The organism is Shewanella sp. CAL98-MNA-CIBAN-0140 (genome assembly GCF_040309905.1).
GTDB classification, from domain to species: Bacteria; Pseudomonadota; Gammaproteobacteria; order Enterobacterales; family Shewanellaceae; genus Shewanella; species Shewanella psychromarinicola.
In genome coordinates this window covers 1-1,105 of the sequence record NZ_JBEOPI010000088.1, presented here as the reverse complement: position 1 = coordinate 1,105, position 1,105 = coordinate 1, and the positions used below count along the sequence as shown (strand labels likewise).

The following is a 1,105-nucleotide window of genomic DNA, read 5'->3' as shown; positions in this document are numbered from 1 at the left end:
TATACCCGTGATCATTGAAAATGCTTGATTTTGTCCCAAATGGGATCATCATAGCCCCATGAAACAAATTACACTCTCGCCAGAACAAAAAGTAGCATTGGAAACTCGACATAAAAGCTCGAGTGATAGGCGTGAGTGTGATCGCATTAAAGCCATTTTACTACGCGATGAAAATTGGCCAACGCCAATGATTGCCCAAGCGTTACGTATTCACGAAACGACCGTAGTTCGATACATTGATGCCTATGCTCACGACCAAAAACTCACGTGTAATAGTGGCGGCTCTTTAAGCTATCTGAGTCAAGAGCAAACTGAACTATTGATTGCACACCTGTGTGAGGTGACCTACTTGCATAGCCATCAAATAGTCGCTTATATCTCAGAACAATTTCAGATTAAGTACACAGTGTCAGGCCTCAATAAATGGCTGCATAAACATCAGTTCAGCTATAAAAACCCTAAAGGGGTTCCTCACAAATTTGATGAAGACAAACAAACGGCTTTCATTGAATATTATGAGCAACTAAAATCCTCGTTAACCCCTGATGAACCGTTATTATTTATGGATGCGGTTCATCCGACCCAAGCCACAAAAATCACCGCTGGCTGGATAAAAAAAGGCGTTGATAAACCGATAGAAACGACGGGAAGCCGAACCCGTATTAACGTGGTTGGTGCAATCCGACTTGGTCACTTAACAGAAGCGGTCATTGAGCAATATAGCAAAACGGTTAACGGTGTATCCATCATCGATTTTTTAAACCAAATTAGAGCGCGTTACTCAACAAGTGGTGTTATCCATTTGGTGCTTGATGGCGCTGGATACCATCGAAATGCCTTAGTGGTTAAAGAGGCTAAAAATCTGAATATAACATTGCATTACCTGCCGCCTTATAGTCCAAATTTAAACCCAATAGAACGATTGTGGAAGGTGATGAATAAACATGCGAGGAATGGGCAATACTTCGCAACGACAAAAGAATTCCGACGAAAAATCACTGACTTTTTTAGCATCACCCTCCCCGATATTGCCGATACACTCGGTGATACAATTAATGATAACTTTCAGAAATTAAAACCTGCAGTTTGAATTCACTTGAGTATA

Annotated in this window: 1 protein-coding gene; it reads left to right on the top strand. The window is 41.0% G+C overall.

The window, feature by feature from the left end; all coding sequences use genetic code 11:
* Positions 1 to 58: 58 nt before the first annotated feature.
* Positions 59 to 1,090, top strand: coding sequence for an IS630 family transposase (locus tag AAEY93_RS20250; protein ID WP_351079420.1), 1,032 nt, complete (start codon positions 59 to 61; stop codon positions 1,088 to 1,090).
* The last annotated feature ends 15 nt before the right edge of the window (positions 1,091 to 1,105 follow it).

Bases quoted from the DNA above. Each gene is read 5' to 3' on its own strand.
- AAEY93_RS20250 (WP_351079420.1), top strand. From the start codon at position 59: ATGAAACAAATTACACTCTCGCCAGAACAAAAAGTAGCATTGGAAACT.